The sequence below is a fragment of the Pseudomonas sp. KB-10 genome (genome assembly GCF_018221585.1).
GTDB lineage: Bacteria > Pseudomonadota > Gammaproteobacteria > Pseudomonadales > Pseudomonadaceae > Aquipseudomonas > Aquipseudomonas yangonensis.
In genome coordinates, this window is record NZ_QYYB01000010.1 from 40,917 (window position 1) to 64,305 (window position 23,389).

27 protein-coding genes are annotated in these 23,389 nt (G+C 62.5%); 15 read left to right on the plus strand and 12 right to left on the minus strand.

Annotated elements, in window-relative coordinates; genetic code table 11:
* Window position 1 precedes the first annotated feature (1 nt).
* Window positions 2–448, plus strand: coding sequence for a molybdenum cofactor biosynthesis protein MoaE (locus DXK50_RS22445; RefSeq protein WP_212631788.1), 447 nt, complete (start codon window positions 2–4; stop codon window positions 446–448).
* A 3-nt stretch (window positions 449–451) separates the two neighbouring features.
* Here the strand turns inward: DXK50_RS22445 and DXK50_RS22450 are convergent, their stop codons facing one another.
* Window positions 452–673: a DUF3079 domain-containing protein gene (locus DXK50_RS22450; RefSeq protein WP_047585327.1), complete on the minus strand. Its 222-nt coding sequence runs from the start codon at window positions 671–673 to the stop codon at window positions 452–454.
* A gap of 172 nt (window positions 674–845) precedes the next feature.
* Here DXK50_RS22450 and moaB point away from each other — a divergent pair, with 172 nt between their 5' ends.
* The 5 genes from moaB to ubiT all read left to right on the plus strand — a co-directional run bounded on the left by moaB (window position 846) and on the right by ubiT (window position 5,049).
* Window positions 846–1,400: a molybdenum cofactor biosynthesis protein B gene (moaB, locus tag DXK50_RS22455; protein WP_123084432.1), complete on the plus strand. Its 555-nt coding sequence runs from the start codon at window positions 846–848 to the stop codon at window positions 1,398–1,400.
* Entirely contained in the window at window positions 1,397–2,629 is a 1,233-nt protein-coding gene (locus DXK50_RS22460; protein WP_047585331.1) for a molybdopterin molybdotransferase MoeA, read from the plus strand. Before moaB ends, DXK50_RS22460 begins: the two co-directional genes overlap by 4 nt.
* 77 nt (window positions 2,630–2,706) lie before the next feature.
* Window positions 2,707–3,696, plus strand: a complete 990-nt coding sequence (ubiU, locus tag DXK50_RS22465) for a ubiquinone anaerobic biosynthesis protein UbiU (protein ID WP_047585333.1) — start codon at window positions 2,707–2,709, stop codon at window positions 3,694–3,696.
* A 7-nt stretch (window positions 3,697–3,703) separates the two neighbouring features.
* Complete coding sequence (locus DXK50_RS22470) at window positions 3,704–4,591, plus strand: U32 family peptidase (protein WP_047585335.1); 888 nt, start codon at window positions 3,704–3,706, stop codon at window positions 4,589–4,591.
* Window positions 4,588–5,049 (plus strand): ubiquinone anaerobic biosynthesis accessory factor UbiT, encoded by a 462-nt coding sequence (gene ubiT, locus DXK50_RS22475; RefSeq protein ID WP_047585337.1) that lies wholly within the window; start codon window positions 4,588–4,590, stop codon window positions 5,047–5,049. The genes DXK50_RS22470 and ubiT overlap by 4 nt, the downstream gene beginning before the upstream one ends.
* A gap of 624 nt (window positions 5,050–5,673) precedes the next feature.
* Here ubiT and DXK50_RS22480 read toward each other — a convergent pair.
* Window positions 5,674–6,180 (minus strand): LysR substrate-binding domain-containing protein, encoded by a 507-nt coding sequence (locus DXK50_RS22480; protein WP_080756961.1) that lies wholly within the window; start codon window positions 6,178–6,180, stop codon window positions 5,674–5,676.
* 51 nt (window positions 6,181–6,231) lie between these two features.
* Window positions 6,232–6,867, minus strand: coding sequence for a hypothetical protein (locus tag DXK50_RS22485; RefSeq protein WP_047585348.1), 636 nt, complete (start codon window positions 6,865–6,867; stop codon window positions 6,232–6,234).
* Between the two features lie 172 nt (window positions 6,868–7,039).
* Between DXK50_RS22485 and DXK50_RS22490 the strand changes: the two genes are divergently transcribed.
* Window positions 7,040–7,852: an NYN domain-containing protein gene (locus tag DXK50_RS22490; RefSeq protein ID WP_047585340.1), complete on the plus strand. Its 813-nt coding sequence runs from the start codon at window positions 7,040–7,042 to the stop codon at window positions 7,850–7,852.
* Between the two features lie 35 nt (window positions 7,853–7,887).
* Here DXK50_RS22490 and radC read toward each other — a convergent pair whose 3' ends face one another.
* The 3 genes from radC to DXK50_RS22505 all read right to left on the minus strand — a co-directional run bounded on the left by radC (window position 7,888) and on the right by DXK50_RS22505 (window position 9,498).
* The gene (gene radC / locus DXK50_RS22495) at window positions 7,888–8,394 is read right to left on the minus strand and encodes a RadC family protein (RefSeq protein ID WP_212631789.1); all 507 of its coding nucleotides are present in this window, start codon (window positions 8,392–8,394) and stop codon (window positions 7,888–7,890) included.
* A gap of 490 nt (window positions 8,395–8,884) precedes the next feature.
* Window positions 8,885–9,232: a LasR-specific antiactivator QslA gene (locus DXK50_RS22500; protein WP_100549408.1), complete on the minus strand. Its 348-nt coding sequence runs from the start codon at window positions 9,230–9,232 to the stop codon at window positions 8,885–8,887.
* Complete coding sequence (locus DXK50_RS22505) at window positions 9,229–9,498, minus strand: hypothetical protein (protein WP_023106401.1); 270 nt, start codon at window positions 9,496–9,498, stop codon at window positions 9,229–9,231. The genes DXK50_RS22500 and DXK50_RS22505 overlap by 4 nt, the downstream gene beginning before the upstream one ends.
* A 523-nt stretch (window positions 9,499–10,021) precedes the next feature.
* Between DXK50_RS22505 and DXK50_RS22510 the strand changes: the two genes are divergently transcribed.
* Together DXK50_RS22510 and DXK50_RS22515 are read left to right on the plus strand one after the other, a co-directional pair.
* Window positions 10,022–10,312 (plus strand): hypothetical protein, encoded by a 291-nt coding sequence (locus tag DXK50_RS22510; RefSeq protein ID WP_212631790.1) that lies wholly within the window; start codon window positions 10,022–10,024, stop codon window positions 10,310–10,312.
* An 18-nt stretch (window positions 10,313–10,330) separates the two neighbouring features.
* Window positions 10,331–10,567 carry a carbon storage regulator gene (locus DXK50_RS22515; RefSeq protein WP_461818888.1) on the plus strand — a complete coding sequence of 79 codons (237 nt, stop codon included), beginning with the start codon at window positions 10,331–10,333 and terminating at the stop codon, window positions 10,565–10,567.
* Between the two features lie 165 nt (window positions 10,568–10,732).
* Here the strand turns inward: DXK50_RS22515 and DXK50_RS22520 are convergent, their stop codons facing one another.
* Genes DXK50_RS22520 through DXK50_RS22535 form a run of 4 tightly spaced genes read right to left on the minus strand, consistent with a single transcriptional unit; the run spans window position 10,733 to window position 13,906 of the window.
* Window positions 10,733–11,947 (minus strand): pyridoxal phosphate-dependent aminotransferase, encoded by a 1,215-nt coding sequence (locus DXK50_RS22520; RefSeq protein WP_212631791.1) that lies wholly within the window; start codon window positions 11,945–11,947, stop codon window positions 10,733–10,735.
* Window positions 11,944–12,579 carry an RraA family protein gene (locus DXK50_RS22525; RefSeq protein WP_179554338.1) on the minus strand — a complete coding sequence of 212 codons (636 nt, stop codon included), beginning with the start codon at window positions 12,577–12,579 and terminating at the stop codon, window positions 11,944–11,946. The genes DXK50_RS22520 and DXK50_RS22525 overlap by 4 nt, the downstream gene beginning before the upstream one ends.
* Complete coding sequence (locus tag DXK50_RS22530; RefSeq protein ID WP_212631792.1) at window positions 12,576–13,241, minus strand: RraA family protein; 666 nt, start codon at window positions 13,239–13,241, stop codon at window positions 12,576–12,578. The genes DXK50_RS22525 and DXK50_RS22530 overlap by 4 nt, the downstream gene beginning before the upstream one ends.
* Entirely contained in the window at window positions 13,241–13,906 is a 666-nt protein-coding gene (locus tag DXK50_RS22535; protein ID WP_212631793.1) for an RraA family protein, read from the minus strand. The genes DXK50_RS22530 and DXK50_RS22535 overlap by 1 nt, the downstream gene beginning before the upstream one ends.
* A gap of 105 nt (window positions 13,907–14,011) precedes the next feature.
* Between DXK50_RS22535 and DXK50_RS22540 the strand changes: the two genes are divergently transcribed.
* The 3 genes from DXK50_RS22540 (at window position 14,012) to DXK50_RS22550 (ending at window position 17,445) form a co-directional block, all read left to right on the plus strand.
* Window positions 14,012–14,908 (plus strand): LysR family transcriptional regulator, encoded by an 897-nt coding sequence (locus DXK50_RS22540; protein WP_212631794.1) that lies wholly within the window; start codon window positions 14,012–14,014, stop codon window positions 14,906–14,908.
* 116 nt (window positions 14,909–15,024) lie between these two features.
* Entirely contained in the window at window positions 15,025–15,843 is an 819-nt protein-coding gene (locus DXK50_RS22545) for an alpha/beta fold hydrolase (RefSeq protein ID WP_212631795.1), read from the plus strand.
* Between the two features lie 147 nt (window positions 15,844–15,990).
* On the plus strand, window positions 15,991–17,445 hold the full coding sequence (locus DXK50_RS22550; protein ID WP_212631796.1) for an alanine/glycine:cation symporter family protein: 1,455 nt from the start codon (window positions 15,991–15,993) through the stop codon (window positions 17,443–17,445).
* An 811-nt stretch (window positions 17,446–18,256) separates the two neighbouring features.
* Here the strand turns inward: DXK50_RS22550 and DXK50_RS22555 are convergent.
* Window positions 18,257–18,691, minus strand: a complete 435-nt coding sequence (locus DXK50_RS22555) for a GNAT family N-acetyltransferase (protein ID WP_037048234.1) — start codon at window positions 18,689–18,691, stop codon at window positions 18,257–18,259.
* A gap of 37 nt (window positions 18,692–18,728) precedes the next feature.
* Window positions 18,729–19,268 (minus strand): cysteine hydrolase family protein, encoded by a 540-nt coding sequence (locus DXK50_RS22560; protein ID WP_212631797.1) that lies wholly within the window; start codon window positions 19,266–19,268, stop codon window positions 18,729–18,731.
* Window positions 19,269–19,535: 267 nt separating this feature from the next.
* On the opposite strand from DXK50_RS22560, the gene DXK50_RS22565 reads away from it, so the two are divergent.
* The 3 genes from DXK50_RS22565 (at window position 19,536) to DXK50_RS22575 (ending at window position 23,384) form a co-directional block, all read left to right on the plus strand.
* The gene (locus tag DXK50_RS22565) at window positions 19,536–20,060 is read left to right on the plus strand and encodes an RNA polymerase sigma factor (protein WP_150605578.1); all 525 of its coding nucleotides are present in this window, start codon (window positions 19,536–19,538) and stop codon (window positions 20,058–20,060) included.
* Window positions 20,057–20,878, plus strand: coding sequence for a FecR family protein (locus DXK50_RS22570; RefSeq protein ID WP_212631798.1), 822 nt, complete (start codon window positions 20,057–20,059; stop codon window positions 20,876–20,878). Before DXK50_RS22565 ends, DXK50_RS22570 begins: the two co-directional genes overlap by 4 nt.
* Before the next feature lie 79 nt (window positions 20,879–20,957).
* Window positions 20,958–23,384 (plus strand): TonB-dependent receptor, encoded by a 2,427-nt coding sequence (locus tag DXK50_RS22575; RefSeq protein WP_212631799.1) that lies wholly within the window; start codon window positions 20,958–20,960, stop codon window positions 23,382–23,384.
* Window positions 23,385–23,389 lie beyond the last annotated feature (5 nt).

Consider the following 23,389-nt stretch of genomic DNA (forward strand, 5'->3'; position numbering starts at 1 on the left):
GATGAGCGTGCAGGTTCAGGCGCATAGCTTTTCCGCGGCGCAGCTGCTCGACCAGTTGCAGGAGCGCTGCGCTGGTGTCGGTGCGCTGGCTAGCTTCGTCGGCTTGGTACGCGACTATGGCGATGCGGGGGAGGTGCGGGCGATGTTCCTTGAACACTATCCTGGCATGACCGAGCGGGCCCTGGCCGGCATCGAGGCCGAAGCCAGAGTCCGCTGGCCGCTGCACGAGGTGCTAATCGTGCATCGTCACGGCCTGCTGCAGGCGGCCGAGCCGATCGTCTTCGTTGGTGTTGGCAGTGCCCATCGGCAGGCAGCCTTCGAGGCCTGCGCCTATCTCATGGATCAGTTGAAAACACGGGCGCCATTCTGGAAGAAGGAAATGTGCGCGCAGGGCGCTCAGTGGGTGGATGCGCGCGCTAGTGATGCGATCGCCGCACGACGCTGGTAGCCCTCAGCGCGACCGGTGCTGCGGTTGCTCGGCATCCGCCACCGGCTCAGGCACCTCGATGCCCCAGTCACCGTGCAGGTACCAGTCATCGCCGATCATCTCGGCCGGATGCATAGTGCGGTCCGCACCATTGCCGCATGCCAGCGAGTCCGACGGGCAGTAACGGTCGCACCCCCAGCAGATGCGTTCGGGATGACTCGGGTGCAGAGGGAATTTCTTGGCCATGCGAAACGCCTCCCGGCCTTGGTTTCGCGTTCAGGCTAATACCCAGGTACGTGGCAGCCTTGACCGTGGTCAAGGTTTGTCGCGTTGGTCCTTGGTGATACCTCCATTGGGGAATGGGCGGGACGCTCCCGCGGGCTCAGGCTGCGTCCAGTCATACTATGGAGGCGCCAAAATGGCTCACTTGTCTAACCCCGAGTTCCAGGCACTGTGCATCGCCGTGCTGACCGTCAGTGATACCCGCAACCTGGCCAGCGATGGCTCGGGCCAGACCCTGATCGAGGCGCTGGAGAGCGCCGGGCACGCTTTGGTCGAGCGGGCGCTGGTGCCCGACGACATCTGGCAGATTCGTGCACGCCTGTGTGCCTGGGTTGCCGACCCGCTGGTGCAGGTGGTGCTGATCACTGGCGGGACCGGCTTCACCGCGCGGGACAACACGCCGCAGGCCGTGGCGCCGCTGCTGGACAAGATGGTGGATGGCTTCGGCGAACTGTTCCGGCAGATTTCCCTGACCGAGATCGGCACCTCTACCGTACAGTCGCGCGCCCTGGCCGGCATCAGCAACGGCACCCTGGTGTGCTGCCTTCCCGGTTCGCCCGGTGCCTGCAGCACAGCCTGGAACGGGATCCTCCGTGAGCAGTTGGACTGCCGTACGCGGCCGTGCAATTTCGTGCCCCACCTCAAGCGCCTGCCCGAGCAGGCCACGGTGCTGTGCGGGTCGCGCGCATGAACGGCTGCGCTTGCGACCAGCCCGGGCTATGCCCGGTCGATGAAGCCATCGTTGACCTACTGGCCCAAGTGCCGACGCCGCCGGCGGTCGAATGGGTAGCCCTGGAGCAGGCCTTGGGTCGCACCCTGGCCGAGCCGGTACATGCCCTACGGTCGATGCCGGCCTGGGACAACAGCGCCATGGACGGTTATGCGCTGCGTGCCGCCGATCTGCAGGGCGGGCCGGGCTACCTGCCGCTGGCCGGGCGTATCGCCGCCGGCGATGCGGCGCTGGAGGAGCTGCCGTCAGGGCATGCGGTGCGCATCTTCACCGGCGCGCCGCTGCCACCTGGGGCTGACAGCGTTGTGCCGCAGGAGCTGGTGCGGCTGGAGGGCGAGGGCGTCTGGCTGCCCGTCTGTACCCGCGGCGACCATGTGCGTCGGCGCGGCGAGGAGTTCGAGCGCGGTACCTGTGTGCTGTCGGCAGGCATCTGCCTGCGCGCGCCGCAGCTGGGCCTGCTGGCCAGCCTAGGTATTGCCGAGGTGGCGGTGCACCGGCGTCTGCGCGTAGGCCTGCTGAGCAGCGGCAACGAACTGCGCGAACCGGGAGAACCGCTGCATCCCGGACAGATCTACGACGCCAATCGCTACAGCCTGCGCGCCGCGCTGCGCGGCTGGGGACTGGAAGTGGACGACTGCGGTGTCCTGGAGGACGAGCTGAGCGCCAGTCGCGACGCCCTAAGCCTCGCAGCGTCCGAATGGGATGTACTGATCAGCTCCGGCGGCGTCTCGGTCGGTGAGGAGGATCACCTTAAGCAGGCGGTGCGCGAGCTTGGCGAGCTGCACCTGTGGCGCCTGGCCATCCAGCCGGGCAAGCCCTTCGCCTTCGGCAGGGTGTGTGGTACGCCGTGGATCGGCCTGCCCGGCAACCCGGTGGCGGCGCTGCTTACCACTCTGGTGGTGGCGCGGCCCTTCCTGCTGGCGGCACAGGGGCGCAGCGACGTGTCGTCACGCGCACTGCCATTGCCCGCCGGTTTCGACTGGCCCAGGGCCAATGCGCGGCGCCAGTACCTGCGCGCCCGTCTCGAGGTCAGGGATGGTGAGCTGCGTGTGGTGCCACATGCCCAGCAGGGCTCGGCCATGCTAAGTGCCATGAGCTGGGCCGAGGGCCTGGCCGTGGTGGAGGCGGGGCGTACCCTGCGCGCTGGCGAGCCCGTGGGGTTTCTGGCGCTCGACAGCCTGCTGGCATGAGTGGCTTGACCACAATCAAGGCGTTCAGGTTCACGACGCCTAGAGTGGCGCATCGTCGTTGAAGTAGGAGTCGATTCATGCATCTGGTCTGTCCGGCGGGCAGTCTACCCGCCCTCAAGGCTGCCCTGCAGCAAGGCGCGGACGCCATCTACGTTGGCTTTCGCGATGACACCAATGCCCGTCATTTCGCCGGGCTCAATTTGGACGAGCGGCAGCTGGAGACGGGGCTGCACCTGATCCGTAAGCGTGGCCGACAGCTTTATGTTGCCGTCAACACCTATGCCCAGCCCCAGGGCTGGGCGCGCTGGCAGCGCGCGGTGGACCAAGCCGCCGCACTAGGGGTGGATGCTCTGATCGCTGCCGATCCCGGCGTGCTGGCCTACGCCAGCCGGCGGCATCCCGATCTCAACCTGCACCTCTCGGTGCAGGGCTCGGCCACCAACGTCGCTGCCCTGGCGTTCTATCAGCAGCGTTACAACATCCGGCGCGCCGTGTTGCCTAGGGTGTTGTCGCTGGCTCAGGTGCGCCAGGTGGCCGAGAAAAGCACGGTGCCGCTGGAGGTATTCGCCTTTGGCAGCCTTTGCATCATGGCCGAGGGGCGTTGTCACCTGTCGTCCTATGTTACCGGCGAGTCGCCCAACCTCTGCGGGGTGTGTTCGCCGGCTAAGGCGGTGCGCTGGCAGGAGGAAGCCCAGGGCCTCAGCTCGCGTCTGGGCGGCGTACTGATCGACCGCTACGCGCCAGACGAACCGGCCGGCTATCCGACCCTGTGCAAGGGCCGTTTTTTGGTGGACGGCCAGCGCTTCCACGCGCTGGAGGAGCCGACAAGCCTCAACACCATCGACTTGGTTCCGCAGTTGGCCGAGATAGGCATCGCCGCAGTGAAGATTGAGGGGCGCCAGCGCAGCCCAGCCTATGTCGAGCAGGTCACGAGGGTCTGGCGCGAAGCGTTGGATGCCCATGCCAGCGGTCGTTTTGCCGTGCAGGAGCGCTGGCGCAAGGACCTGGCAGGGCTGTCTGAAGGCAGCCAGACGACCCTCGGTGCATATCACCGATCCTGGCAGTGAGGAGCCTATGAAACTGAGCCTGGGACCCGTGTTGTTCTACTGGAGCCGCAGCAAGCTGCTGGATTTCTACGCCGAGATGGCCGCTCAACCGCTTGACATCATCTACCTGGGCGAAACCGTCTGTTCCAAGCGCCGTGCCCTGTCGCTGGACGACTGGCTCGGACTTGCCCGCGAGCTGCGCGAGTGCAGCCGCGCCGAGCTGGTGCTGTCCGGACTGGCGCTGGTCGAGGCTGCTTCCGAGCTGTCCAGCCTTCGCCGCCTGTGCGACAACGGCGATTTGCTGGTGGAGGCCAACGACATGGGCGCGGTACAACTGCTCGCCGAGCGCGGCCGGCCTTTCGTCGCCGGACCGGCGCTTAACTTGTACAACGCCCATGCCCTGCACGAGCTGCTGGAGTGTGGTTTGCAGCGCTGGGTGCCACCGGTGGAGTGTTCCGGTCTCCTGCTGCAGGACTGCCTGCAGCAACTCGATGCCCTGCAGGTCGGTCGGCCTGAAGTGGAACTGTTCGCCTATGGCCATTTGCCGTTGGCCTACTCGGCGCGTTGCTTCACCGCGCGGGCTGAGAACCGGCCAAAGGACGACTGCCAGTTTTGCTGCCAGAACTACCCTGAGGGCATTCCGCTGCTCAGTCAGGAGGGGCAGGCGCTGTTTACCCTCAACGGCATCCAGACCATGTCCGCCGAGGTCGGAAACCTGTTGGCCGACTATCAGGCCATTGCCACGTGTGGCGTGGATGTGCTGCGCCTGAGCCCGCGCAGCGAGGGTATGGGGCAGGTGATCGACGACTTCGCCGCGGTGCGTGACGGGGCGCTACCACCACTGGCGGTCAGTGGCTGCAATGGCTACTGGCATGGCCGACCTGGCATGCTGACGATCGAGGCTGTGGGCCTATGAGTATGGCGCGGTGGCTGGTGAAATTCGGCGAGCCGTTGCTGCCGTATGGACGGCACGTACCCTTCGTCATGCAGCGCCTGGTCATCGAGCGGGCGGCCAGCCGGCTATTTGCCGTGCCGCTGGCCGAGGGGGCCTTCGACCTTCTGCACGGTCGTTGGCTACGCCTGGAGGTCAGCGATCTTGGGCTGACCTGGTGCTTGAGTTGTCAGGACTCGCAGCTGCGCGTGGGCCGGTGCGATGCAGTGGACGTGTGTATCCGCGGGCAGTGGCGAGACTTTTTGCTGTTGGCGAGCCGTCAGGAAGATCCTGACACTCTGTTCTTCCGTCGACGTCTGGTGATTGAGGGCGACACTGACCTGGGCCTGGGTGTAAAGAACCTGCTTGACGGTCTTGACCCCGATCAGTTGCCACCTCGGTTCTGGCAACTGGTACGAGAGATGGGGGCGGCGGTGCGCTAAGAATGCGGTATGGTGAGCTTGGGGGTATGGTCGCGTTTGTTGATCCAGCGATGCTGAATTTCGGCACCTTGTTTGATGATTTCGATACCGCCAAGGCTTGGTGCTAGACAGGGGGCAGCGGGACGATTTCAGGAACCAGGTGAATCAGAACCAGCGAGAGTAGGCTGCAGGCGATGGCGACGGCCGCCAGTGCTAAAAGAATGGCGGGCAGTAGACTCAAGCAGTGTTTTATGGAGCTCCGATTGGATGTCAGCCCAGATGCCACCTAGCTATGACGAAAGCCGGTATGAAGGCATAAGCTGGGGTACCAAGCGCCAGTGTGTTCGTTGCCTGGAGGGCAGTTCCATTTGGAGCTGAGCGGGCCAGATGCCGACGAGCGGGCAAACTGTTCCGGGACAACCGTCGCTTTCATGATTGAGACCTATTTGGATGATTCCGGCAAAGCGCGGTCGATGGGTATGCGTTACGGTTGCGCAACAGCGATTATTTTCTCCGGCGCAGGGCGCGCGCATTAGGGATAGTTGATGAAGGCCGCTGATAGCCATTCGGCGTTTGGCTGTCGTCGAGCACGCTGAATAACAGTGTTCGGGATGGGTAGCCGCTGGCGTACCTTGCGGCCTGTCGTTACTGCTCTTGGATTTCAACGGGTGAGCGTTGGGTTTCTTTCAGCAAATCTATGAATGCCCGAAGTACGGCTGGCACCTGCCTATGACCAGAATAGTAAAGCGCTAGCCCCGGCTCTGCTGGGCACCAATCCCCCAGGATGGTTTCAAGTAGTCCGTCTTTGATAGCTGCTTCAGCATAAAAATCTGGAACATAGGCGATGCCCATACCTTGGATTGCTGCCTTCACCATAAGCCGATTGCTGTTGAGAGTAAGTTGCCCTGGCACGTCGATTGCCACGTCGACGCCGCTCCGTTCGAATTCCCATCGGTAGCGCTTACCGCTGGGAAGCCGGTGACGAATACAATCGTGATCCCGTAGAGATTCCGGTGGCCGCTTGGCCAGATAGGAGGGGGAGGCCACTGTGAGGAAGCGTACTGGCGGGCTGAGAGGGACCGCGATCATGTCAGCGGGAACCGCATTTCTTAATCGCACGCCCGCGTCGAACCCGAGGTCAACGATATCCACCCAGACGTCGTTAGCGCAGAAACTTTCCGTGGTGGCTGACCGAGGCTACTTCTATCGCACGCTGACTGCTTCCGAGGCAAGGAACGCTTGTACGCGTTTGGCGATCAACCAGTCGGTAAAGTCTGTTGCGAAGAATCTTACGGCCAAAAGGAACATGCAGGCGGTAAGTACGCCTGCTAACACGTAGAACGGATCACCAGTAAAAATCAGCAGGAGGCTATGGGCGCCCCCGACAAGAATGGTTCCGAATACGGCAAAGACGCTGAACCAAGCGCCTGCTGTGTCGAGGCGGGTAATGGTTATCACAGGGGCTTTTTGATTCGGGGGCATCAGCAGAAATTTAGAGACACTACGCAGCTGATTGCGGCTCCAGATTCCTCTGCTATCAAGCTCAAGCAGGTACTCGCGTTTCACTCTGCTGGTATCTATACGAGTGGCGAGACGGAATGCCTCTTGTTGAATCGCGCTATCGAAGAACTCTACCAGTTCCGGTGTATTCGATACCGCTTGCCGCAATGCTCTGAGGCGTGCAATAGGTTTTCTGACGAAGTGTTTGTCGTGAAACTCCAGCGTCCTTGACAGCGCAGTTAGCACTTTAAAAAACACACTCCCCAGCGCCACTGCTGCAGCTATGTATGAGACAAATCCCCCTGCAAGCAGTGATTGGAACACTTTTGCTATTTCCATGAAAACCACCAAGCTCCCTATCGATAAGGCAGTTTGCCTGTTGATCGTGGTTCTAGCAAAGCACCAGCCTCGCTGGCGGCACGTACCTAGTGTTCAATGTAATCTTTGATTGCCGTGCCGGCAGTAGCCGTGATGCTATTGGCTCACCTGGGATCAATCGATAGGAGCAGGGATGGGAGTTTTCACTCCGGCTGGAGAAACGCGTGTAGCTGTTCTGGTGGATTGCGACAACGTATCGCCCGAGATTCTGGAGCACGCATTGCGCGTTGTGGCCCAGTTCGGACGTGTCGTCCTGAGAAGGGGGTATGGCAATCACGGCACCTTGGCGAACAAGTGGCAGGAGGCTCTGGTTCGACTGGCCTTCACGCCATGCCTGCAGTACCAGTATGCAGCCGGCAAGAATACCTCCGATATCGCCTTGGCCCTGGATGCAATGGAGGCGCTCTTCGATCACCGTGCGGATACGTTCTGCCTGGTGACCAGCGATTCTGATTTCGCCTACCTGTGCCGCAAGCTCAGGGAGCGCGGCGCTACCGTCTGCATCGTCGGTGAACCCAAGACCCCCGATGCACTGCGCAACGCCAGTGACCAGTTCTTTGAGTGGCGCCGTGAGGAGCATTTCCAGGAACCTGTTGCGGAGCATACCGAGAAGCCTGCGACCAAGGCTGAGTCGAGCTGCAAGCAGGAAACCAGTAAGCCTGAACCCAGCAAGCCGGTCGTTAAACGGCGGCCCCGGTTCGTGGTGGATGCCGTATCCCTGCTTGCAGGCGGAACCAGCGAAGGCAAGGTCACCCTGAGCGCCCTTGGGCAGTACCTCAAGCGTACCGATCCGGCATTTTCGCCAAACGCCTACGGCCACTCTGGTTTGCTCGACATGATCAGAACCTACGACCTGCTGCATCTGATTCAAGAGAATGGCGGGCACTGGACGGTGGGGCTGGCAGCCAAGGAAGAGGAACCAGCTGAACATGCTGCGCACGCCTGAAGGGCGCAGCAAAAAGGGGGCTCAGCCCCCTTGATTCACAGCAACCCAAGCTCAGCGAAAGATACGGTGCGTTGGCCTGCCACGATGACGTGATCCAGCGAGCGAACATCGACCAGCGCCAATGCTTCCTTCAAGCGTTGTGTTAGCACCTTGTCAGCCTGGCTTGGCTCTGGATTTCCGCTTGGATGGTTGTGTGCGAAGATCACTGCCGCAGCATTCAGGCGCAGTGCTTCCTTGACCACCTCGCGCGGGTAAACAGATGCACTGTCGATGGTGCCGCGGAACATCTCGACGTACTGGATGAGGCGATGCTTGGCATCCAGAAACAGCGCTGCGAAAACCTCGTGCTCAAAGCCACCCAGCTTCGCGATCAGGTACTCCTTGACCAGCTCCGAAGACGTGAAGGCTGAGCCTCGCTGAACCTTCTGATCGATCACCTTGCGAGCAGCGTCCAGGATCTGTTCTGCAGTGGCAGGCAGATAGCGACCTTGCTCGTCGCGAATCATCAGAGAAGCGTCAAAGGCGAAAGAAAGCTGCGACATGATCGTGCTCCAGTTGCTCGGGCGGAATTGCCCGGAACCGGCCAAGCACGGCGCAGCGCAGCAGTCAGGGGGCGATAGCCGGCCTTGCCGCAAATGCGCGAAGCGCGTGCAGCCCTTGACGGCGAGAACGCCGTGATAGGGTGAGAGGAAACAGCAAGACCGCCATTCCACCGATCTCACAGACGCCACCAGCAAGCGCAGCGCGCAGGCTCTGCTGTCCGAGCGACAGATGCACGTAGGTGCTGTGGGCGAGCAGTAGAACTGCAGATATGGCCTACACCAGCAACGAGAAAGGAACGAGGCTGGACGCCACTTATAGCCAGTGCCCCATCAAAACGATTGGCAGACGGCCGCTACCGAAATATTCTCCGGTCTCTGGGCTAACGAAGTGCAAACAGTCAGTACTCTGACCCTGCACCCCGTTAGCTCAGAACCTTCCTTCCTGGTCTGTGTAAACAGACCACTTCATTGGCATTTGCCATGGCTCAGGTCAGCCCTGACAGCTCGCTTCGGCGAGCGTCAGGGTCTTTCTGTGGCCAAAACAATCACCCGCGGTATAGATCTCGGCCTGCTCACCGCAGCGAAGATGCGAGCACATACGCTGGTGGATGCGACTCAGGAAACCCACCTCAAAAGCTCGCCTTTCAATAGCGCAGGGCAGCAGATCGCGCTCCGCGATCATCACTGCCCAGAGCCATCCACTGCGGGCGTTGTCGAGCCAGGTCTGTGCCAGCTTCACGCCCTGGTCGAATGCCTCTCTGCAATCTGCAGCCCAGGTGATCTCCATACCTGGATGGCCGTCGTGAGGCGGTAGGTAGGTCATGACACCCTTGCTCATCTGGCACCTCCTCGAACATCAGAGAGGGCGCGGCGATAGAGCACGACCATTTCATCGAGCAGAGCCAGCGCTGAATAAGCAGCGATGCGCACGCGCAGATCCGCGGGCTGCAAGCCTTCAGGTTCAGCCAGCTGATCAAGCAGATTGCCGAGCATGACGCCACGCAGTTCAGCGGCAGCTTCAGAGGGTAGGGGAGAGCGTTCGGATTCATGCAGCGGGCTTCGCTGCAACGGGAAAGGTACAACGCAGGATTCGAACTCAGCCATGGCGCACCTCCAGATCAGAGGTGAACAACAAGACCTGAAGCCCAAGGCGGAGCTCTCGGGTAAAAAGGGGGTAGCGCATTTTCCTTATGCTCCTCAGACGATTAAGGAGCCGCCTACCGCCGTTGCTACACGGTAATGGAGGCGGACCGTGCGGGGGTAGCAAACCGGCGTCCGAGGGAACCGGCCAGGCAAAAGCCTGCCCCACACGGTCCGCCATAGAAGTTAAGCAACCAAGCACATCAAGCGCTGGCTACTCAAACTATGGCGCTACCGCGCCTCGAACGAATCAGGTTGCTACACCCGGCCGTGGGATTTACCACGACGGGCGCACTCTAGCCCGAGGGTTTCAGGATGGCAACCTACTGTGGCGTAGTTGGTGAGGTGTCGAGCACCTCAATCTTGCGGTTTATGGGGTAGTTGGGTAGAGGTCTCACTCCATCTATGGCTATTGGCTTACAGCCTTGCCTCCCTAATCAGCGAAACCATCAGCTACGCTGGTAATGAGGCTCTGGAGGAGTACGCCATGTCTGCCAAGGAAGAGCAGTTGCTACAGTTGCTGGGCCTCATGGCTCGCAGCATGACCCACATGACCGCATCCATTACCGCTATGGCCTTCGAACAGCTTCGAAGCCAGGATGCAATACTGCAGAGTTCAGCCAAACGCATGATCGAGCGCATGCAGGCTATCAATGAAGAGCTCGATCAGCAGTGGGAGCTGGTAGGTCAACTAACCGGCCAGCGGGACCAAGAAGCACTTGTGGAGGAGTTGGATATCTCTTCAGTTCGAGTGCATCGGGAAGCGGAGGCCTCGTGAGGTCTTGACCCTGCTGAAATGGATTTCACCACCAAGGAAGGTAATGCCATGTCCCATCTAATACTCACTCGTCGTGTCGGCCAATCCATTGTGATCAACGTCGCTCCAGGTGCTGATCCCGAACAAGCCCTGCATCAGCTCCTGCGTGATGGCATCACTGTCGAGATCAATCGCGTGGAGCATGGCAATGTACGTGTCTCGATTGATGCGCCGAGGACGATTCAAATTCTGCGGGATGAGTTGATTTATCCGTAGGGTAAGGGGCGACCCGAAGCGACCAGTTGCCAACTGGCAGAAACCGGCCAGACGTGGACATTCAGGGCTCCCTGCTGAATCTGAAGTGGTTCAAGAGGCCATTACGATCCACATCATTTAAGGGGCACCCCATGCATTCTGAAGTGCGGAGATGCCCCTTACCCTCTATCGAGCGGCGTGACAGAACTGCTGGATCGCCACGCAGGCGCTTCTGAGCGACGCATCATCCAGCGCATAGGCGATACGTATATAGCCCGCCAGGCCGAAAGCGCTACCCGGCACCACCGCCACACTGGCTTCATCCAGCAGGGCGTGGGCCACGTCCTCGTCGCTGTTCAGGCTACGGCCGCCTGGCGATACCTTGCCGAGCAACGCTGAGCAGTCGGCGAAGGCGTAGAACGCGCCTTCAGGCTGTGCGCAGTGCAGGCCGGGGGTGTCGTTGAGCATGGCCACCATAAAGTCGCGGCGGCGTTGGAACACCGCGCGGCTCTCATGAAGAAAGTCCTTCGGCCCGCTCAGGGCGGCCACCGCCGCATGCTGGGAAATGGAGCAGGCACCGGAGGTCTGTTGGCCCTGCAGCTTCTCCATGGCCTCCAGCAGCCAGCGCGGGCCGGTAGCGAAGCCGATGCGCCAGCCGGTCATTGCGTAGGCCTTGGACACCCCGTTCATGGTCAGGGTGCGCTCGGCCAAGCGTGGTTCGACCTGAGCCAGGGTGTGGAATTGCTGACCGTCGAAGATCAGGTGCTCGTAGATGTCGTCGGAGAGAATCAGCACCTGAGGATGCTCCAGCAGCACCCCGGCCAGGGCGCGCAGCTCCTCGCGGCTGTACACCGCACCGGTGGGGTTGGACGGTGAGTTGAGGATCAGCCAACGGGTATCCGGGCCGATGGCTTCGCGCAATGCCTCTGCCGTCAGCTTGAAGCCGCTGTCGGCTCCGCAGCTGACAATGCGCGAACGGCCGCCGCAGAGCTGCACCATCTCCGGATAGCTGACCCAGTAAGGCGCGGGGATGATGACCTCGTCGCCCTCGTTCAGGGTGGCGGCCAGGGCGTTGTAGATCACCTGTTTGCCACCGCTGCTGACCTGGGTGTCTTCCCAGCTCACTGCCAGGCCATTTTCGTCGCGGTACTTGGCGGCGACGGCCTCGCGCAGGGCGCGCAGCCCGGCTACCTGGGTGTAGCGGGTGTGGCCGGCCTCTATTGCGGCGATGGCGGCTTGGCGGATGTGCTGCGGGGTGTCGAAGTCGGGCTCTCCGGCACACAGTGAGATGATCCTTGCTCCCTCTGCGCGGCGTGCGGCGACACGATCAATGATTCGATAAGTTGCTGAGGGCTGAGCAGCCGCAAGGCAGCGATTAAGGCTCTGAAAGTCGCGGCTCATTGAGCCACCTCCTGGCGCTTGAGGCCCATCAGTTCGACCGTAGTGCGGCCCTCGCGCAGGGCGTCCATCATCCGTGCCTCCTTGTCGAAGCGAGCCATGCCATCGGCCAGGGTGCGCTCCACTTCGGCCTGGGGAATGATCACGATACCGTCGTCGTCGGCCACCAGCAGATCGCCAGCAACAACCTGGGCACCGTGGAAGGGGATGGGCTCACCAACCGAGGGTGCTGTGGCCTTGATCGTGCCCTTCACCGATACGCCACGGGAGAACACCGGAAAGCCCAGTTTCTCGATGGCCTGGATATCGCGCACTCCGCCGTCGATCACCAGACCGACCACGCCTGCGGCCTGAGCGGCGACGGTCAGCACTTCGCCCCAATAGCCGGCGATAAAGTTGCCGGTGCTCACCACCAGCACGCTGCCTCGCGGCGCTCGCTCCAGGGCCAGATGCAGGGCCAGGTTGTCGCCCGGCGAACACTCCAAAGGGTAGGCCGGCGCGGCGATAAAGGCACCACGCCAGATCGGACGGATCGCCGGGTCCACGGCGGTCGGTAGGCCGGAGGCCTCGTACAGGGTGGAGCTGCCAAGCGCCTTGGCGCGCGGGGCTACAGCCTCGATGTTGTAGAGGCTCATTGAGCTTTCCTCTGCAGGTCGTGATAACCGAGCGCGGCCCGGGCTTCTTTCAAGGTCTTGCCGCCAGCGATCTGCTCGCGGATCTGCGCTTCCACCTGCTCGATCTGGTGGGCGCATTCGGCCACCTCGCGAGCCCGCTGGCGCGGCACCACCACCACGCCGTTGGCGTCGGCGACCACGATGTCGCGGGGGCAGGCACGCGCGCCGCCGATGCTCACCGGCTGGTTCACCGCCACCACCTCGACGCGGTCCTTGCCGGTGCGCATAAAACGGCCCTTGGTGAACAGCGGATATCCCTCGCCGAGGGCCTTGTTCACGTCGCGGCAGACACCGTCGATCACGGTGCCGGCAATGCCGCGTGCCAGGGCGTACTGGGTCATGATGTCGCCCCATACGGTGCAGTCGCTGCGCCCGCCGTTGGCGATCAGCACCAGGTCGCCGGGTGCCACCTCATCAATAAAGTCGCCTACGGTGCCGGGCGGGGTGCTGGCGCTGACGTACTGCACGGTGAATGCCGGGCCCACGGTGACCTGCGGGTAATCGGTCAGCGGCGCGATATCCAGGCACTGCCCGGGCAGGCCCAGCTTGTCCATGGCATCGGACACGGCCGGGGTATCCAGGCCCGCGAACAGGGCGACCAGATCTCTGTCTTCAATATTCATCAGGCTTGCTCCGCTTTGATGGCTTCGAACTGGCTGTCATGCATCACGCTCTCCACCGAGCGTCCGGCCCGGACGGCTTCAACCATCCCTGCCTGGCGACGGTCGATGCGCTCGGCCAGATCGAGGACCTTGTCGATGGCCCCGGCCGGCACGAAAACAGTGCCGCACTCATCGGCGATCACGTAGTCGCCTTCTTTGACCGTTACCCCAGCCATGCTCACGGCGCAGCCGGCATCCACCTGCACCAGGCGATTGCGCGCGCTGATCATGGTGATGCCGCGACCGAATACCGGGTAACCGATGTCTTCGCTGCCCTTGATGTCACGGCTGAAACCGTCGATCACCGAGCCGCGGATACCCTTCTGGCGCGAGGCGTTGGCGAGGATGTCGCCCCAGCTGGAGATGCCATCCACGCCTCCGGCGATCACCAGCACGCGGTCAACGGTCTCGATACGCGCCACCACCGGGGTGATCAGATGCACCGTGGGCGCTGCGTCCTGCTTGCGGGCCAGCTGTACGGTGCTGGCGCGGCCGACAATCTTCGGGCAGTTCCACAGCGGCCGCAGGCCGACGGTGGCACCGGGCAGGCCGAGGAAATCCAGCGCGTCGGACACCGTATTGGTGTCCAGCGCGGACAAGCGATTCAAGGGAGTGGATGCATTCATGGGAAGCGGACCTGGTGGTTTGGAGGCCCGAGTATCGACAGGGGATTTCCATAGGTATATTCCTATTAACCTAAGGCTTTCATACGTCCAACCTATGGAAAAACCATGATCAATTTCCGCCTGATCCGGCATCTCTGGCTGTTCCTCGCGGTAGCCGAGGAGCAGAGCTTTAGCCGTGCGGCCAAGCGCCTGGGCATGTCGCAACCGCCGCTGACCGAGCAGATCCAGATCCTTGAGCATGCATTGAAAATCAAGCTGTTCGAGCGCTCGCGCCAGGGCGCGAAGCTGACCCCGGCAGGGGCGGCCATCCTGCCCGCCGTGCGTAAATTCGCCGAGCAGCTGGGGCGACTCGAGCTGGCGGTGCTGGAGGCGGTTTCCGGCCAGGCCGGTGTGCTGACCATCGGTGCCATCACCAACGCCATGATCGACGTGCTGCCGCCGCTGATCGACCGTTTCAAGGCCGAGCACCCGCAGATCACTGTGACCGTGCGCGAGATTGACAGCGCCGAAGCCATCCCCGCCCTGGAGTCCGGCGATATCGACCTGGCCTTCGCTCGCCTGGAAGGCAACCTCGGCAAGAACCTGCGCTGCGTGGCGCTGACCGAGGATCGACTCGCGGTTGCCATCCCCCGCGACCATCCGCTCGCCGCGCGCTCACGCCTGACCCTGGCCAACCTGGCGGACGAGCCGCTGGTGATGTCCTCGCGCCAGGTCAGCCCGAACTACTTCGATTACCTGATCGGCGTGTGCAAGGCCAACGGCCTGTCCCCACGGGTTCTGCACGAGGTGCGTTCGGTGACCTCGCAGATCGCCTTCGTCAGCTGCGGCCAGGGCGTGGCTCTGGTGCCCGCCTCGATGAAGAAGCTGGCACCGGACAACGTGATATTGAAACCGCTGACGCCCAAACTCAGCGTGGTGACCACTGCCGCCGTATGGGATAGCGCGCGGACCAATCCCTTGGTGGATGCGCTGGTAGCATTGTTGGCAGCGGACTCGAAGTAGCCGGATATCCATAGGTTCAGCGTATGGGTGGCTTACTGGATTAGGAATTTACAGAAGGATTGGCCCATTCCAGAGTAAGGCAACCGTGCAGCCCACCTGCCTTAGGAGTGAAAGACGTGCCCACTCAGCCAGAATTTTCCCGCGTCCTTGTGCCGCTGAACGTCGATGGCGTCGACCTCACAGTGGCGGCCCTGCACCGTGGCGGCGACAAGGCACCCATCGTCTTCCTGCACGGCTTCGGCTCGACCAAGGAGGACTATGCCGACATCGTGCGCTATGCCGCCTTCAACGGGCATCCGTTCCTCGCCTACGATGCGCCCGGCTGTGGCGAAACCCGCTGCGCCGATCTCGCGCGCATCGGGATTCCCTTGCTGGTGAACACCGCCCTGGCAATGCTGGAGCACTTCGACATCCAGCGCTTCCATCTGGTCGGCCATTCCATGGGTGGCCTGACCGCGCTGATGCTGGCCCACCAGCATCCTGAGCGGGTGCTGAGCTTTGTCGATATCGAAGGCAATATTGCACCGGAAGACTGCTTTCTCAGCCGGCAGATCCACGATTACGCCCGCGAAGATGCCGAGCGTTTCTTCGACGACTTTATCGAACGCACCCGCCATGCCCCGGCTTACGCCAGCGCGCTGTATGCCGCCAGCCTGCGGCACAAGGTGCGCGCCGGCGCGGTGCGCGGCATCTTCGAGTCGATGGTAGAACAGTCCGACCACGGCGAGCTGATGGACAAGTTTCTCGCACTGCCTTGCCCACGCATGTTTATGTACGGCGAGCAGAACACCTCGCTGTCCTACCTGGCCTACATCCAGAGCCAGGGCGTGCACCTGGCGCAAATCCGCAACTGCGGGCACTTCCCCATGTACTCCAACCCGGCCGACATGTGGGAACAGATTGCCCGCCTGCAGCGCTTAAGCGGCGCGTCCTGATCGACCGCCCCGGCGATAGAACGCCCCCGAATTTCCGATAACGCCGTTGGCCAGTGCATGCGCCGGCCAGCGGCGACCTACGCGCTTGCCTGCCGGTAAGGCGCGTGCTGCCCCCCTCACAACAACAAGACACAGAGAGGCAACGCCATGCTCGATCTACTCAACGACCTGCTCTGGAGCAAGGTCCTTATCGTCACACTGGTCGGTCTCGGCCTCTACTTCACAATCGCCTCGCGATTCATCCAGGTACGCTACTTCGGCAGCATGTTCAGCATCTTTGCCCAGGCTTTTCAGCGCCAGAAGGGCCAGCTCAGTTCCTTCCAGGCCCTGATGCTGTCGGTTGCCGGTCGCGTCGGTGCCGGCAATATCGCCGGCGTGGCGGTGGCCATTACCCTGGGTGGCCCGGGTGCGGTGTTCTGGATGTGGCTGGTCGCTCTGTTGGGCATGGCCACCAGCTTCTTCGAGTGCTCGCTGGCGCAGTTGTACAAGCGCCGTGAGGCCGACGGCACCTACCGCGGCGGCCCGGCGTTCTACATTCTTCATGGTCTCGGTCAACGCTGGCTGGCGGTCGTCTTCTCGGTTCTGCTGCTGGTGACCTACGGTTTTGGCTTCAACGCGCTGCAGGCCTACACCGTGGCCAACTCGCTGCATGACACCTTCGGCATCTCCACCCAATTGAGCGGCATCGCCGTCGCGGCGGTGATCAGCCTGATCGTATTCGGCGGTATCAAACGCATCGCCAAGAGCGCCGACATTCTGGTGCCGGTGATGGCGCTGTCCTACATCTTTATGGCCCTGGTAGTGGTCGGCATGAACCTAGAAAGGGTGCCTGCCACCCTCGTGCTTATCGTCAATAGCGCCTTCGGCCTGGAGCCGGCTTTCGCCGGCGGCATCGGTGCGGCCATCCTGATGGGCGTCAAGCGCGGTCTGTTCTCCAACGAAGCCGGCCTAGGTAGTGCGCCGAACGTGGCGGCCATTGCCGAAGTCAAGCATCCGGCCGCCCAGGGCATCGTGCAGTCGCTCAGCGTGTTTATCGACACCTTGCTGATCTGCACCAGCACCGCGCTGATCATTCTGCTTTCGGGCATCTACCAACCAGGTAGCGAAGTGGCCGGTGTGGTGCTCACCCAAAGCGCCATCGCCGCGGTTGTTGGCGAGTGGGGCAGGGTATTCGTCAGCCTGGCGCTGCTGCTCTTCGTCTTCACCACCCTGGTCTACAACTATTACCTGGGCGAGAACGCACTGCGCTTCTTCAGCGAAAAGCGCCTGCCGCTGCTTGCCTACCGCGCCCTGGTGATCGTCCTGGTGCTGTGGGGGGCGACGCAGGATCTGTCTACGGTATTCGCCTTCGCCGACGTCACCATGGGCCTGCTGGCCGTGGTCAACCTGCTGGCACTGACCCTGTTGTTCAAAGTCGGATTGCGCGTGATGCGTGACTACGACGAGCAATGCAAGGCGGGTATCAAGGAGCCCGTACTCGATCCCAGCCGTTTTGCCGACCTTGATTTGGACCCGAGCGTCTGGTCAGCAGTACATGAAAAAGTGCAGAAGATATCACCCAGCCAGGCAAGCTCTGCCGCTCTAGCTGCTAAACGGAGTTGATACTAAGGTTGCTGACGCCTGACTACAGGTCGCGCCTAGCCACTCCCAGCGGTTGCCACAGGTGGCTGTCACACACGGGCCAACGGACCCTTTGGCTCTAAACTGAACGGCCGCTATTGGGCTGATAGCGGTCGCTGGTGGCAGGCCGCTTCAGGCCAGGAGCAGTCATTAGGTGTCTGCAAAATCTGGGGCGATTCAACTACCACGCAGGGCGAATCTCATCCGTAAGGGGAAGAGTCTGGTTCAGGGGCCAACGCATGCTGCCGAAAACGTTTCTAGGTCCGCAGCTCTTCTCCCGGCACTGCTCGCCAACATCCTCGGTGCGAAGAGCATCGCTCTCTGCGAACAGATGAAACACACATTTGGATCCCGCTTCGCGAAATACAAATACGCCACTTTCAGTGGGTACAGCCAAGCCATGCAGTCGGCATACATGACCTCCACCGCCTGTTGTCCAGAACGTGAAAAGTAGTTTTCCATCAGACTGCATCTGGGTCTCAAGAAAGTCTCCTGGAGAACCGCGACGACCATCGGGAATAGCGTTAAGTGTCTGAGAAACCGCGTCACCAGCCAGAGTCAGAACCGATGCCAAAAACCACGAGAAGCGCATAACAATTCCTCCCTGATGACAATTGAATCGTACCCCTCGTGGACGAACGGAGTGAGTCCATTTCTAGGCGACCACGCCTGGCCGATCTCTGCCGATTTTCCAGCAGTAGAAGTGGAGAAGGCAGAAACTTTCCTCCGCCCGGTAGGAGCCACGCCGTGCATGTCCATTGTTTGGGATTGGTTTGCGCCTCGTCGCCAAGCCTCACGCATCTTCCGGCGCCACGCCCTGTGGTCGCTTGTAGGCCATACCGACAGAGCGCGGGGCGGTATGGACGAAGCCGAACTGCGCGTACAGGTCTTGCGCCTGGCCATCGGCGATCAGGCTGACATAGCCGCTTTCGGGTACCTCGGCTTCGATGTATTGCAGTATTTCCCCCATGATGCGCTTGCCCAGGCCCTTGCCCTGGTGTTCCTTGAGGACGGCAATGTCCACCACCTGAAAGAAGCAGCCTCCGTCACCGATGATGCGGCCCATGCCCACCGGCTGCGCGTCATGCAGGATCTGTACGGCGAAGAGTGTATTGGGCAGTCCCTTCAGCGCGGCCTCGATGGTTTTCGGGCTGAGCCCCGAGGCAAGGCGCAGCGCCCGGTAGGTCTCGACGGAGGGCGTTTCCAGCACGCAGGAGTAGGTCGTCATATGTTTCGCTCGATAGGTGCAAACGGACGGCCAGGCGCTATGCCTGGATGCGGACATCGGCAGCTGGGATAACGGTGGCGCGCTTGCCGAAGCTGGTCATGTTGGCCAGCGTGACGTTGTGGTGGGCGGTGATCTGCGCAGCCGTCAGGACGCCGTTGTCCACCGTCGAGTGGGCGTTCTCGACCAGGGTCACCTCGTAGCCCAGCGCCAGGGCGCGGCGGGTCGTGGTATCGACGCAGAAGTCGCTCTGCAGACCACAGATTACCAGGTGGGAGATATCCCGTGCCTGCAGCAACTGGGTGAGGTCGGTGCGATGGAAGGAGTCCGGCGTGGTCTTGCGAGCCCGCAGATCGCTCGGTGAGGTCGTCAGTCCGTCGGCGAGCTGCCAGGGGGCGGTGTCGAAACGCAGGGGGCCGTCATTTTCTTCGTGCTGGATCAGCACAACCGGTGCGTGAGCGGCCCGTGCCTGCGCCGAGAGCGTGTTGATTCTTTCGATCACCCGGTCGCTGTCGAACGCAGCGTATTCTCCGGTACACAGTGCATGTTGAACATCGATGATCAGCAGTGCAGTCGACATGGCTTCCCTCCACGAAGTTGATGCATGGAACAGGGCAAGCCCGGCAAGGGGGCAGGGCCCTGGTTCGATGCATGGAGGGCAGATGGTAGCGCCTGCTCGGCCACTCGACCATCGCTTTGCAACTCAGGGCAGGGTGGTCGTGCAGTGCGCAATCCGATCAGTCAGGGCGCGGCTCGTTCGTGGCACTTTGCCTGGTTGGGTAGCTTCAAATGTTAGTCGTTATCATTTATATTCGCGCACTTTCCGACATCCAGCGCGCACGAACCCTTGCCTCACGCTCCGGCCAAACCGTCCCTGATTTCGACCCTAGCCCGGCATTATGACGAGCTGGTCGACTCTGTCCGTCGCCGTTTCGGCGACCGTCAGGCCGCGCATGAGGTGGTGCACGATGTCTGCGTGCAACTGCTGGAGTCGCCCGAGAAAGAGGCGGTACGCGTACCCTTGGCGCTGCTGCGCAAGATCACCCATGATCGCGCCATCAGCCACTACCGCAGCGAGCGCCGCCGCCAGGCCTGGGTCGACGACCAGGCGGACCTGGCCGAGGTGCTCTGCAGTGCCCCGGGCGTGGAGCGTCAGCATGCCGCTGCTGACGAGCTGGAGCGCTTGAGCGCGGCCATTGCCGAACTGCCGCCGCGCTGCCAGCAGGTATTCGTCATGCACAAGATTCACGAGCTACCGCAGCAGGAGGTCGCCGAGCGACTGGGGATTTCGCTGAAGGCGGTGGAGAAGCACATCAAGGTCGGCGTGGCCAAGTGTCTGGCCCGCCTGGGCTACCAGAAGGCGCGCGCATGAACTCGCCGACCGACGAGCAGGATGCTACCGACGATGCGCTGGCACGCCACCGCGAGGCGCTGAAGAAGCGTTTCCCGCTGCCGCCACCAGCCAGCAAGCCGCGCCAGCGTGTCGCCACGCTGGGCGTGCTGATCGGCGCGCTGGCGCTGGGGTTGCTCTGGCTCGATCCGGCCTATCGCAGCGAGCGCTACAGCAGTGCTCCGGGCCAGGTCCGCAGCATCGCACTGGCCGACGGCAGTCGCCTCATGCTCGATGGCGCCAGCCAGGTTGACGTCAGTTGGCACCTGCGTAGCCGCCGTGTCGAGTTGCTGGCAGGGCAGGCATTGTTCGATGTTGCTCCGGCCACCTACCGGCCGTTCCGCACGCTGGCCGGTTCGGCTGAAATCACGGTGGTCGGTACCCGCTACAGCGTCAGGCGTGTCGCGGAGCAGGTGCGCGTGGCCGTCGAGGAGGGCCGGGTCGATGTGCGTGGCCTGCACGATGAGCTGCTGCTCACGCCCGACCAGCAGGTGCTGGTGCGCAACGGCCAGCCGGGCAGCCCGGAGCGAGTGGATGCCAGGGCGCTGAACGGCTGGATCGACGGTCGCGTGGTGTTCGATCGCACACCGCTGGTCGAGGTGCTGGATACGCTCAGGCGCCAGCGCGACACACGGGTGCAGCTCGACGACCCGGACCTGGCGCAGCTGCCGGTGTCCGGTACTTTCGCCAGCGCCAACCTGGACGCTCTGCTGGTCTTGTTGCCGAAGATATTGCCAGTGCAGTTGCAGCGCGCTGCGGATGGCTCGCTGAGCCTGAGCCGGCGTGCAGCGGAAAAATAATTTCATCGCGAGGTAGGGGTTGCTCGCCGCTGTGGCGGCTATCTCCAGGAACGTCCTCTATTTTCCCGGAGCCCTACCAGTGAAAACCCCGACCCGGCGCCTTACCCTGTTGGCCAGCAGCCTGCTGCTGGGCCTGTCGTCGATGGCCCAGGCCGCCAGCGAAATCGATTTCGACCTGCCCGCCGCGCCCCTCGAACAGTCCCTCAACAGCCTGGCAGCCCAGTCCGACAGCCAGATCCTGTTCTCCAGCGATGTGACCCTCGGCAAGCGTTCGCCGGCCTTACGCGGCCGCCTGAGCATCGGCGAGGCCCTGCGGCGCCTGCTCGATCACAGTGGCCTGGATGTGCAGCAACAGGATGATCACACCTTCATCGTGGTGCCGCGCGCCGTGGCCGCCGAGCAGGCGAACGCCTCTGGCGCTGCCGTCGAGCTGGCCTCCATGGAGGTGACCGCATCCCGCACCGCCAGCGCGCTGGTGCCGCAGGTGCGTCAGGTCAACGTCATCGAGCGGGAGCAACTGGAAACGCAGCGCATGGCCTCCGCCAGCCTGGCGACGATACTGGCCAAGAGCATCCCCGGCATGTCCGATTCCAGTCGCACCGTTACCGACTACGGGCAGACGCTGCGTGGTCGTACCATGCTGGTGCTGGTCGATGGCGTGCCGCTGAACACCAACCGCGACTCCTCGCGGAACCTGGCCAACATCGACCCGGCGCTGATCGAGCGCGTCGAGGTCATCCATGGCAGCAGCGCGATCTATGGCGCCGGCGCCACGGGCGGCATCATCAACATCACCACCCGTCCGGCAGGCGGTGACATGCGCGCCGAAACCACGCTGACCGGCACGTCGTCGCTGACCCAGCTCGACCACGACGGCCTCGGTGGCCAGCTGCAGCATCACCTGTCCGGCTTCCAGGGTCCGTTCGACTACGCCCTCGACGTCGGCGCCCGGCATATCGGCAGTTCGTTCGATGCAGACGGTCGACGCATTGCCCCGGAGCCCAGCCAGGGTGACCTGTTCGACTCCAACGCCTTCAACCTCGGCGGCAAGCTCGGCCTGCGCATCGACGAGAACCAGCGCATCCAGCTCGCCCTCAGCCACTACGATGCCCAGCAGGACAGTGACTACACCTCCGACCCGTCCGTGGCCCGCTTGCCCGCCGGCACGGTGCCGGCGCAGGCGCTCAAGGGCATCAGCCTGGACGAGCAGAACCAGATCAGGAACAGCATGGCCAACCTGCAGTACAGCCATGACGACCTGCTGGGCAGCCGCATGGCGGCGCAGCTCTACTACCGTGACTATTTCACCCGCTTCACCCCGTTCGATGCCCGTGGCGTGGCGACCCGTGGTCGTTTCGTCGACCAGGTGATGCAGAACAGCGAGGTCATCGGCAGCCGCCTGACCCTGCGCACTGCACTGGGCGACAGCACCGAGCTGGTCTGGGGCGGCGATCTCAACCACGAGCGCAGCGACATGCCGCTCGACATCTTCGACCCGGCCATCTACGACGCCAGCGGTGGCACCGACTTCGACAAGATCGGCAAGATGACCTACATGCCGGAGCTGACCACCTTCAGCACCGGCGCCTTTGCCCAGTTGCAGCACCGCTTCAACGAGCAGTGGTCGATCGACGGCGGCCTGCGCTACGAATACGCCACCGCCAGGTTCGACGACTTCATGCCGCTCTCCGAGATTCACAACGCCAGCCCGGCGCGCGTGGAAGGGGGCACGGTGCGTTACGACGACCTGCTCTACAACGTCGGCGTGGTGTTCTCGCCGGTTCTGGGCCAGGAAATCTACGCGGCCTTCAGCCAGGGCTTCCAGCTGCCGGACATCGGTGTACAGGTGCGTAACGCCCGGCGCGGTTTCGACATCGACTCCTCCGATCTGGAGCCGGTGAAGACCGACAACTACGAACTGGGCTGGCGCGGAGACCTCGGCGAGCAGACGCTGGCCTCGCTGGCGCTGTTCTACACCACCTCGGACCTGGGTGACGTGCAGAGCTTCAACAACGGCCTGATCCTCAAGCGAACCCAGGAGCGCATCTACGGTATCGAGGGCAGTGCCGACTGGCTGAGCCTGGACGACGTCTGGGGCGTGGGCGCCACCTTCACCTGGATGAAGGGCCGCGAGAAGCCGGACAACGGCGACTGGCAGGACATGACGGGCTTCCGCATCCCGCCGCTGAAAGTCACGGCCTACCTGCAATACCAGCCTGACCAGGCCTGGAGCAACCGCCTGCAGGCCACCTATGTCGGCAGCGAGGACTATCGCCTGGACGGTGTCGCCAGTTTTGGCCGCCGCGAAGTGGACAGCTACTTCACCGTGGACCTGATCAGCGACTACCGTCTGAGCGAGAAGGACAAGGTCAGCCTGGGTATCGAGAACCTGTTCAACCGTGATTACTACCCGCTGTACAGCCAGCTGATGCGCAGCAGCAGCAATACCAGCCACCTGCCGGCATCCGGCACCACGCTGACCCTGGCCTACAGTCACCAGTGGTAGGCCCC

What these genes read in the sequence shown, in the direction of transcription:
- DXK50_RS22560 (WP_212631797.1), bottom strand. Translation starts at nt 19,268, where the DNA reads ATGTCGACTGCACTGCTGATCATCGATGTTCAACATGCACTGTGTACC.
- DXK50_RS22550 (WP_212631796.1), top strand. Translation starts at nt 15,991, where the DNA reads ATGCTCGATCTACTCAACGACCTGCTCTGGAGCAAGGTCCTTATCGTC.
- DXK50_RS22470 (WP_047585335.1), top strand. Translation starts at nt 3,704, where the DNA reads ATGAAACTGAGCCTGGGACCCGTGTTGTTCTACTGGAGCCGCAGCAAG.
- moaB (WP_123084432.1), top strand. Translation starts at nt 846, where the DNA reads ATGGCTCACTTGTCTAACCCCGAGTTCCAGGCACTGTGCATCGCCGTG.
- DXK50_RS22515 (WP_461818888.1), top strand. Translation starts at nt 10,331, where the DNA reads ATGGATTTCACCACCAAGGAAGGTAATGCCATGTCCCATCTAATACTC.
- DXK50_RS22445 (WP_212631788.1), top strand. Translation starts at nt 2, where the DNA reads ATGAGCGTGCAGGTTCAGGCGCATAGCTTTTCCGCGGCGCAGCTGCTC.
- DXK50_RS22520 (WP_212631791.1), bottom strand. Translation starts at nt 11,947, where the DNA reads ATGAGCCGCGACTTTCAGAGCCTTAATCGCTGCCTTGCGGCTGCTCAG.
- ubiT (WP_047585337.1), top strand. Translation starts at nt 4,588, where the DNA reads ATGAGTATGGCGCGGTGGCTGGTGAAATTCGGCGAGCCGTTGCTGCCG.
- DXK50_RS22530 (WP_212631792.1), bottom strand. Translation starts at nt 13,241, where the DNA reads ATGAATATTGAAGACAGAGATCTGGTCGCCCTGTTCGCGGGCCTGGAT.
- DXK50_RS22460 (WP_047585331.1), top strand. Translation starts at nt 1,397, where the DNA reads ATGAACGGCTGCGCTTGCGACCAGCCCGGGCTATGCCCGGTCGATGAA.
- DXK50_RS22500 (WP_100549408.1), bottom strand. Translation starts at nt 9,232, where the DNA reads ATGAGCAAGGGTGTCATGACCTACCTACCGCCTCACGACGGCCATCCA.
- DXK50_RS22490 (WP_047585340.1), top strand. Translation starts at nt 7,040, where the DNA reads ATGGGAGTTTTCACTCCGGCTGGAGAAACGCGTGTAGCTGTTCTGGTG.
- DXK50_RS22450 (WP_047585327.1), bottom strand. Translation starts at nt 673, where the DNA reads ATGGCCAAGAAATTCCCTCTGCACCCGAGTCATCCCGAACGCATCTGC.
- DXK50_RS22570 (WP_212631798.1), top strand. Translation starts at nt 20,057, where the DNA reads ATGAACTCGCCGACCGACGAGCAGGATGCTACCGACGATGCGCTGGCA.
- DXK50_RS22555 (WP_037048234.1), bottom strand. Translation starts at nt 18,691, where the DNA reads ATGACGACCTACTCCTGCGTGCTGGAAACGCCCTCCGTCGAGACCTAC.
- DXK50_RS22535 (WP_212631793.1), bottom strand. Translation starts at nt 13,906, where the DNA reads ATGAATGCATCCACTCCCTTGAATCGCTTGTCCGCGCTGGACACCAAT.
- radC (WP_212631789.1), bottom strand. Translation starts at nt 8,394, where the DNA reads ATGTCGCAGCTTTCTTTCGCCTTTGACGCTTCTCTGATGATTCGCGAC.
- DXK50_RS22510 (WP_212631790.1), top strand. Translation starts at nt 10,022, where the DNA reads ATGTCTGCCAAGGAAGAGCAGTTGCTACAGTTGCTGGGCCTCATGGCT.
- DXK50_RS22525 (WP_179554338.1), bottom strand. Translation starts at nt 12,579, where the DNA reads ATGAGCCTCTACAACATCGAGGCTGTAGCCCCGCGCGCCAAGGCGCTT.
- DXK50_RS22540 (WP_212631794.1), top strand. Translation starts at nt 14,012, where the DNA reads ATGATCAATTTCCGCCTGATCCGGCATCTCTGGCTGTTCCTCGCGGTA.
- DXK50_RS22485 (WP_047585348.1), bottom strand. Translation starts at nt 6,867, where the DNA reads ATGGAAATAGCAAAAGTGTTCCAATCACTGCTTGCAGGGGGATTTGTC.
- ubiU (WP_047585333.1), top strand. Translation starts at nt 2,707, where the DNA reads ATGCATCTGGTCTGTCCGGCGGGCAGTCTACCCGCCCTCAAGGCTGCC.
- DXK50_RS22505 (WP_023106401.1), bottom strand. Translation starts at nt 9,498, where the DNA reads ATGGCTGAGTTCGAATCCTGCGTTGTACCTTTCCCGTTGCAGCGAAGC.